Origin of the sequence: Pararcticibacter amylolyticus, from assembly GCF_003130405.1 — a bacterium.
GTDB classification, from domain to species: domain Bacteria; phylum Bacteroidota; class Bacteroidia; order Sphingobacteriales; family Sphingobacteriaceae; genus Arcticibacter; species Arcticibacter amylolyticus.
Map to the genome: position 1 here is coordinate 41,784 of NZ_QEAS01000020.1, position 6,976 is coordinate 48,759.

General features: G+C 44.1%; 7 protein-coding genes. All 7 read left to right on the plus strand.

Going from position 1 to position 6,976, the window contains the following annotated elements; translation table 11 throughout:
* Positions 1–347, plus strand: a 347-nt coding sequence (locus tag DDR33_RS20280) for a hypothetical protein (protein ID WP_158280816.1), incomplete at its 5' end; no start/stop codon positions are given.
* A gap of 50 nt (positions 348–397) precedes the next feature.
* Positions 398–1,384 carry a DUF4271 domain-containing protein gene (locus tag DDR33_RS20285; protein WP_158280817.1) on the plus strand — a complete coding sequence of 329 codons (987 nt, stop codon included), beginning with the start codon at positions 398–400 and terminating at the stop codon, positions 1,382–1,384.
* Between the two features lie 8 nt (positions 1,385–1,392).
* Complete coding sequence (locus tag DDR33_RS20290; RefSeq protein ID WP_109417709.1) at positions 1,393–2,157, plus strand: uroporphyrinogen-III synthase; 765 nt, start codon at positions 1,393–1,395, stop codon at positions 2,155–2,157.
* A 174-nt stretch (positions 2,158–2,331) separates the two neighbouring features.
* A complete protein-coding gene (gene porK / locus DDR33_RS20295; RefSeq protein ID WP_109417635.1) occupies positions 2,332–3,654 on the plus strand; it encodes a T9SS ring complex lipoprotein PorK/GldK in 1,323 nt (440 codons plus the stop codon).
* Positions 3,655–3,700: 46 nt separating this feature from the next.
* Positions 3,701–4,510: a type IX secretion system motor protein PorL/GldL gene (porL, locus tag DDR33_RS20300; protein ID WP_109417636.1), complete on the plus strand. Its 810-nt coding sequence runs from the start codon at positions 3,701–3,703 to the stop codon at positions 4,508–4,510.
* Between the two features lie 46 nt (positions 4,511–4,556).
* The gene (porM, locus tag DDR33_RS20305) at positions 4,557–6,089 is read left to right on the plus strand and encodes a type IX secretion system motor protein PorM/GldM (protein WP_109417637.1); all 1,533 of its coding nucleotides are present in this window, start codon (positions 4,557–4,559) and stop codon (positions 6,087–6,089) included.
* Between the two features lie 7 nt (positions 6,090–6,096).
* The coding region (gene porN / locus DDR33_RS20310) for a type IX secretion system ring subunit PorN/GldN (RefSeq protein ID WP_109417710.1) at positions 6,097–6,976 on the plus strand (880 nt) is incomplete at its 3' end.

Below are 6,976 nucleotides of genomic sequence, written 5' to 3' on the forward strand. Positions count from 1 at the left end.
CCTGTTCGTCTCCAAAAGCAGAGGATTTTTATGGTTCCTGGAAATATGTCCGGGTAGAAAACCCCGAGCAGGTACCACCACGCATTGCTTCTGAAGAGGAATTAAAAGAAAATTCCCCTTCTATCGTTTTTCACCCGGACGGGAAGCTTGAAATGATCTGGGGAGCTAAGGTTTTGTCGCACGGAACTTTTAAGCTGGAATATCCGAACATTGTTTATAAGGAAGAGCTTGATGGCGGAAAGTCGAGAGATATCCGCTTCCTGATCAAAAAATTTGAGAAGGATAGCCTGGTGTTTCAGACACAGGAGGCAGATCCTGTAAGAGTAACAGCAAGAAAGGCAAAATAAGTGGAAATATTCCAATACCTTTGCAGTAAGGATTTTTGATACGGATGCGAGTGAAAAATTACGTACTGTTTCTGGTGCTGTTTTTAATTCAGTTTACTGCTTTCAGCCAGACTGATTCTGCATCAGGCGGTCCTCTTCCGGAGTATCGTCAAAATCCTGATTCGGTATCTCTTGCCCGATGGGAACTTCGCAGGGATTCTATCCGGCATGTGAGGGATTCTGTCAGGATTGTGTCGGATTCGCTGCTGATGGCATGGGTGAAGTGGCCTGATCCAAACAGGCCGAACCGTTTCAGGGATAGTCTGGTGCAGTACTATATGGTGAATGGAGTGGATTTTAAGTCCTGGGCATCCAGATTCCAAAAGTTGTCGAGATATGAAGAAGGCAGGCCGCGGCCTAAGGGAGAACTTTGGATCATTGCTGTCGTTTTTGTTTTCCTGTTCCTGTTTGCGATCCTGAGGAATGTTTTTTATAAGGAGCTGAGTGCAATGATGCAGGCGTTCTTTAGTAACAGGGTATTAGGCCAGATTAACAAGGAGGAGAACTTTTTTAACTCCTGGCCTTTCGTGTTCCTGTATTTATTGTTCGGCTTCAGCCTGGGTATGCTGTTCTACCAATGCAGTAAATATTTTCAATTGTCGTACGGCTACAGCGGCTTTAATCTCTTTTTAAGGCTTTCTTTCATTATTATCGGGCTCTACACGTTTAAGGTTTTCTTAGTGAAGGCGCTTGGTTATTTATTCGACGCTGGTAAGATGGTGAAGGAATATATCTCCATTTTATTTATGAGCTATTTTAATGCGGCTCTGTTTTTCTTACCGGTTGTCATTGCTTTTAGTTTAACTCCGGGGCGTTTTGCGCCTTATTATATTTATCTCTCATTTGCCTTGATGGGCTGTATTTTCTTTTTCCAGTTCCTTAGAGCGATAACGAATATTTTATCGGGATACAGGTTTCCGAAATTTTATTTAATTATCTATCTTTGTGCCCTCGAAATTTGCCCATTATTAATATTAATCAAGGCGCTGAGATTCTAAAGGAAGATATGCAATCAGAAGCAAGAAAGAAAAAGGTTAAAAGTATCCTGGTGACCTTACCGAAGCCGGAAACAGAGAAATCACCTTATTATGATTTGGCAAAAAAGTATAACGTAAAAGTTGACTTTCGTTCGTTTATACATGTAGAGGGGGTTCCCGCTAAAGAATTCCGTAAGGAAAAAATTAGCCTTCCCGATTATACTGCCGTAATTTTCACGAGCCGGAATGCTGCTGACCATTTCTTCAGGATCTGTGAGGAAATGCGGTTTGAGGTTCCTGCAGATATGAAGTACTTCTGCCTGTCGGAAAATATTGCTCTTTATCTTCAGAAATATATACAATACAGAAAAAGGAAGATCTTTTTTGGGAAGCAAACGGCAGCTGACCTGGCTGAAGTACTCAAAAAGAATGCTTCTGAGAAATTCCTTTATCCCTGTTCGGACGTAGCAACGGAGGAGACCCAAAAGTTCCTTCAGGAGAACGGCTACAATTTTACGCCTGCGGTTCTTTTCAGAACAGTGTGCAGTGACTTGTCGGACCTTGCGGATGTCTTTTATGATATCATCGTGTTCTTCAGTCCCTCAAGCATCCAGTCGCTTTATAAGAATTTTCCTGGTTTTGAGCAAAATAATACAAGAATAGCGGCTTTTGGTGCAAGCACTCAAAAGTCAATACAGGAGCGGGAACTTATCGTTGACATCCCTGCCCCAACACCAAATGCTCCAAGTATGACTATGGCAATTGAACAGTATATTAAGATGGTAAATAAGTAGTTACTTTTACCTTTAATATTTTTGCCTTGTATTTTTGCAACCTTCATCAAAACTTTTCGTAGAAACCTGCATAACGATCATTAAGTAACAGAAAACCAATCAGGTGTTTTTAGGTTTACATGGTTAGGAGTTGTATATTAGTCAGGTTTTTTTAAACAAGGGATTAAAACATCAATGAGAAAAATTTATATTATCGCTCTCGCAGTCATCTCGGCTTTCTCTAGTGGATGTGGAAAGGGTGGCGCTGGTGGAGAACTGGTTGGCGTGAAGACCAAGAAAGTAAGCAGCAGCAGAGTCCCTTACGGTATGGTATATGTACCAGCGGGCACATTCGTGATGGGGCAAACAGATCAGGATATAACCTATGCTCAGATTGCCCAAAACAAACAGGTTACCGTTCAGGCATTCTACATGGACGAAACTGAAATTACTAACAGCGAGTACAAGCAGTTTGTACATTGGGTCAGGGACTCAATTGCGATTACTGATTATTTACAGGATCCCAAGTTTTATATTCAACCAAAAGGTAAAGGTGCAAGTGCGGATGCCGGTGGGCAGAAGTATATTGACTGGAGAAAAGTAGGCGATGGCGCTGCTATCTGGGCCGACAAAAAGAATGCAGGCAGTGCGAATAAGCTACAGGCTATGTATTACCAGGGAGAGGACCGGGTATTTGACCGGAATGAAATTGATGTCCGTCTTCTCAAATATAACTTTGCGATCCTTAACTTAAGGGAAGCTGCCAATAACCGGGGTAATAAGAACAAAAGGCGGTCGGACTTTATCTTCCGTGATACGGTGGCGATATATCCCGATACACTGGTTTGGCTTGCGGATTTTGCTTATGCGGGGAACGACCCGATGACAGAGGGGTATTTTTCTCACCCGTCTTATGCCAACTATCCTGTGGTAGGAGTTACCTGGAGGCAGGCAAGAGCTTTTACTGTGTGGCGCACACGCCTTTATGAAGGCAGTGCTCAGGGACAGAGGAATCCCCGTTTGCCTTTTGAGCTACCGACGGAAGCAGAATTTGAGTATGCAGCCAGGGGCGGGAGAATCGGAACGGATTATCCGTGGGGCGGCCCTTACATCCGGAATGCGAAAGGTTGCTTAATGGCGAACTTTAAACCGGGACGGGGAAATTATAACGACGACGGCGGGGCGGTTACAGTGAATGTACGCTCATATTATCCTAACGACTTCGGTTTATATAACATGGCGGGAAATGTTGCCGAGTGGACTTCTTCTGCTTATGACGAATCGGCATCCACTTTTGTTCATGACCTGAATCCAACTTTCAGTTATGAAGCGAAGGGCACTGATGCGGAAGTGATGAAAAGAAAAGTTGTCCGCGGCGGTTCATGGAAAGATATCGGTTATTTCCTTCAAAACTCGACACGTGCTTTCGAATACCAGGACACTGCAAAATCTTATATAGGGTTCAGGTGTGTTACCCGCTTCCCGGGCAGGGATATCAGAGACAGAAATTCATTTTAATACATAACAATCTTTAAAAAAAAGTAACATCTTCAATATTTTTACTATGGCTAACAAGAAAAAATTTCAATTATTCTCATTGCATACAGCAATTTCGTGGGGTGCAAGTGTGGTAATCATTGGTGCGCTATTCAAGATCCTTCATATTGGTGGTATTTTAGGAAATTATATGATCGGGGTAGGGCTCGGAGTAGAAGCATTCCTCTTCTTCCTTACGGGATTCGTACAGCCACCCAAAGATCCGGAATGGAGCAGGGTGTATCCTGAGCTGGCTGATGATTTTGACGGAGAACTTCCTAAGGTATCTGCCCGGCCGAGTGTTGCAGCTCCTTCTTCGAGTGCAGCTCTTGATAAAATGATGGCTGATGCTAAGATCGGACCGGAGCTTATTGAAAGCCTGGGTACGGGCTTGAGAACTTTCAGTGACAAGGTGGGAGCGATCTCCAAAGTGGCGGATGCCACGGTAGCGACTAACGAGTTCACCGGTAAACTTAAGAGTGCCTCTGCCAGCTTTGACAACCTGAGTGCTGCCTTTGAAAAAGCTTCGGCCGGGTTAGTGGAAATGGGTAATACGAGTGTTGATTCGAAGCACTACCATGAGCAGGTAAATGCACTGGCAAAGAACCTTTCCGCGCTGAACGCGGTGTATGAACTGGAACTACAGGATTCGAGTGCACATCTGAAGTCGATGAATAAATTCTATCAGAACCTTTCGTTGACGATGCAGAACTTTAATGAGTCGCTGGAAGATTCAAAACAGTTTAAGGATGAGGTTGGCAAGCTTGCCAGGAACCTGGGTTCTCTGAACGCTGTTTACGGAAATATGCTTTCTGCAATGAATCAACCGCGGGTTTAAATACTGTTTTTCATTTATCTTTTAAAAACAGAAAATCTAATTAAACATGGCCGGAGGAAAAGAAACAACAAGACAGCGGATGATCAATATCATGTATCTGGTATTGCTCGCTATGCTGGCCTTGAATGTCTCAGATACAATTTTAAATGCGTTTAAGAATATCAACGATAGTCTTGAGCTGTCGAAGACAAACGTAAATACAGGTGTTGAACAACTATTTGCTGCTTTTGAAAGCACAAAGTTGAAGGACGAACCTGTGAGAGCAAAACCTGTGTATGAAAAAGCGAAAGAAGCACAGAAGATTGCCGGGGAGTTAAACGATTACATAGAATCGATTAAGAAGGAGTTCGTTACACAAGGACAGGGAATAGATCCTGAAACTGGTGACCTTAAAGCCAGGGACAATCTTGACATTGCGCCCGGGATCATGGTTAATCAGAAACAGGGTGAAAAATTGAAGAGCCGGATCAATGAGACGAGAGAAAAGCTGATGGCTTTGCTTGAAGAGAAGGACCGTGCAACTGTTTCACTTGCCCTTTCTGCTGAGGATCCTAAGCAATCTCTTGGAGGAAAGAAAACCTGGGAAGAAGTAAATTTTGGTGAGGGTACTCCCCTGACGGCAGCAATGACTATCTTAACTAAAATTCAGACTGACGTGAAGAACGCGGAAGCGGATGTGGTGAAGCGCATTCTTGGTAAGATGGATCAGGCTGTTGTGAATCTTGATAAATTTGCGGCAGTGGCTGTAGCACCGACGTCCTATCTTATTCAGGGACAGCCTTATACCGCTGAAGTGTTTTTAACTGCATATGACTCAAGATCAAACCCGACTATCTCGGTAGGAGGTTCTTCTTTGCCGGTAAGAGATGGAAAAGGAGTTTATACGATCGCTACAAACCGTGAAGGGATGTTCTCCTGGACCGGAAAGGTGAGGGTGATGCAAACTGACGGGACTGTAAAAGAATATACAACTCCTGAGCAGAAATACCAGGTAGCCCGTCCATCTGCGGTGGTATCGCCGGATAAGATGAATGTTTTCTATATCGGAGTTGATAACCCTGTTTCGGTATCCGCTCCCGGGATCCCTAAGGAAAACCTGCGGGTGACGATGAACGGCGGAAGCATCGGCGGATCGAATGGTAAATATACTGTAAAGGTAAGTTCTCCCGGGCAGGCTACTGTGAATGTAGCGGCGGAAATTGCTCCCGGAAAGGTACAGACCATAGGAACGACTCAATTCAGGGTGAAACGTATTCCTGACCCGGTTGCCCGTTTCGGCGGAAAGACAGGCGGAACATTGAGTTCTGTAGCCATTAAAGCGCAAAACAATGTGTTCGCAGTGCTTGAGGGGTTTGATTTTGATGCGAAGTTTTCGGTAACGCGGTTCAGCGTGATCATTGCTAAGCCGAGGGCTGATGCAATCGTACTTCAGACATCAGGAAACTCGCTCAGTGGTGCTATGAAATCTGCGCTTGCGGGTATAGGGCCCGGCACGCGTGTAATTTTTGATAATATTATTGCAGTTGGACCTGATGGCTCGCAGAGAGCATTAAATTCGATTGCATTAACAGCGAATTAATAAGAATATGAAAAGGATTTGCATAACAGGTTTATTCAGTTTGATGGTCACCATGCTTTTTGCTCAAAAGCCGGATCTGAATAATTCAACCAATCCTGTAGCTGTTGATTCAGTGCAGGAGAGACCGGTGGATGGTTATTTTAAGAAAAATAATATTGAGGAGGCGAAGCCTGCACCATTTGCCAACATTCGTGAAGCGGATGTGATGTTCTCAAAGCGTGTGTGGAGGGAAATCGATCTGAGAGAGAAAATGAACGCTGTTTATGCTTCTCCTAAGTCACGGTTGATCGATATCATCATGAATGCGATAGCTTCCGGAGAGCTTACTGCCTATGATGCGGTCAGTACAAAGGAGGATCCCAATGGTGATTCGTTTGCTACTGTTCTTAAGCCGGAGCAGGTAATGGGAAAATTTGCGGACAGTGTGCTGATCCCTGATTTCAATGAGTCGACCGGCGAACAGATTGGATCTCATATGGCGGTAGGTGAATTTAACCCTGACAGTGTGATTAAGTTCCAGATCAAAGAAGACTGGATCTTTGATAAGAACCGTTCAGTCTTTGAACCAAGGATCGTAGGAATTGCGCCGATGGTAAAAATTAAGGCTGCAGGACAGGATTTGGGTGAGCAGCCTGCTTTCTGGATCTATTTTCCCGCGGCGCGTCATATCTTCGCTACTAAAGCGGTTACTACCCGGAATAATGATGCCACCGGCCTGAGTTATGACGATATATTTCTTAAACGCCTCTTTGCGAGCTATATCGTGAAGGAATCGAATCCTGAGGATCTGAGAATTAAAGATTATGCTCAGGGAATAGATAAACTGTATGAGTCGGAGAGGGTTAAAAAGGAGTTGCTCGATTATGAGCATGATCTCTGGTCTTATT

Bases quoted from the DNA above. Each gene is read 5' to 3' on its own strand.
- DDR33_RS20290 (WP_109417709.1), top strand. From the start codon at position 1,393: ATGCAATCAGAAGCAAGAAAGAAAAAGGTTAAAAGTATCCTGGTGACC.
- porK (WP_109417635.1), top strand. From the start codon at position 2,332: ATGAGAAAAATTTATATTATCGCTCTCGCAGTCATCTCGGCTTTCTCT.
- porL (WP_109417636.1), top strand. From the start codon at position 3,701: ATGGCTAACAAGAAAAAATTTCAATTATTCTCATTGCATACAGCAATT.
- porM (WP_109417637.1), top strand. From the start codon at position 4,557: ATGGCCGGAGGAAAAGAAACAACAAGACAGCGGATGATCAATATCATG.